The organism is Sediminibacterium salmoneum NBRC 103935 (genome assembly GCF_000511175.1).
In the GTDB taxonomy this organism is placed as follows: Bacteria; Bacteroidota; Bacteroidia; order Chitinophagales; family Chitinophagaceae; genus Sediminibacterium; species Sediminibacterium salmoneum.
The window spans coordinates 286493-287953 of sequence record NZ_KI866530.1 but is presented as its reverse complement, the minus strand read 5'-3'; the positions used below and the strand labels follow the sequence as shown (position 1 = coordinate 287953).

Here is a 1461-nt window from a genome sequence, read left to right as displayed (position 1 = left end):
AATAACTTCGTTATAGCATACATTATACGAAGTTATAACGAGGTAAACATTATGTAATGAAGTACGTCCTTCAATTCTATCTGCCAATGGTTCAATTACATCTTCATTGTCTTTCAATGCAGAAGTTGCAATTCCGCGTAAGGTTCCGCAATCCTCTTCAGAAATAACCACATCCTGAGAAACGTCCACCAAACGACGGGTCAAGTAACCAGCATCCGCTGTTTTAAGGGCCGTATCTGCAAGACCTTTACGGGCACCGTGGGTAGAGATAAAGTAATCCAATACGTTCAATCCACCTTTAAAGTTAGAAAGGATCGGATTCTCAATTACTTCTGAACCTGAGCTACCACTCTTACGAGGTTTAGCCATCAGACCACGAATACCTACCAGCTGCTTAACCTGTGTTTTACTACCACGGGCACCGGAATCCAACATCATGAATACAGAGTTGAATCCCTGGTTATCGATCGTCATTTCGCGTATCAAAGATTCGGTAATCTTCATATCGACTCTACCCCAGATATCAATTACCTGGTTGTAACGCTCGTTATTGGTAATAAGACCCATATTGTAGCTATCCCATACTTCTTCCACTTCTGATTTTGCACTTTCCAATAATTCATTTCTGATTTCAGGAACAATCAGGTCATTCACACTGAAGCTCAATCCACCACGGAATGCCATACGGAATCCAAGTGTTTTGATATCATCCAGGAATTTAGCTGTCTTAGGAACGTCAGTGATTTTAATAATATCACCGATGATTTCTCTTAGGCTTTTCTTGGTTAACAATGCATTTACAAAACCTACTTCCTGTGGAACGTGCTGATTAAACAATACACGACCAACAGTAGTATCAATTAATTTCTTCACCAGAACACCTTTCTCACGAACGTTGGTTCTGACTCTGATATTCGCATGCAAGTCTACTCTGCCTTCGTTATAAGCAATAATCACTTCATCCATGCTGTAGAAAGCCATTCCCTGTCCCTTGATGGTTTCAGTTTCTGTAGACTTTCTGCCCTTGGTAATATAATACAATCCAAGTACCATGTCCTGAGAAGGAAGGGTAATAGGAGTACCATTCTGAGGGTTTAGAATATTGTGAGAAGACAACATCAACAACTGTGCTTCCAGAATAGCAGCATTGCTCAATGGAACGTGCACGGCCATCTGGTCACCATCGAAATCCGCGTTGAACGAAGAAGTAACCAATGGGTGAAGTTGAATGGCTTTACCTTCTACCAACTTAGGCTGGAACGCCTGAATAGACAGACGGTGAAGTGTTGGGGCACGGTTTAACAATACCGGGTGACCCTTTAAGATATTTTCAAGAATATCCCAGATAACCGCTTCTTTGCGGTCTACTAATTTCTTAGCAGACTTCACGGTTTTAACGATACCTCTTTCAATTAATTTACGAATAACAAATGGCTTGAACAATTCAGCAGCCATGTCTTT

General features: G+C 41.1%; 1 pseudogene. It reads right to left on the bottom strand.

Annotated elements, in window-relative coordinates:
- A pseudogene (locus tag P767_RS15260) lies at positions 1-1461 on the bottom strand (DNA-directed RNA polymerase subunit beta'); the annotation flags it as partial.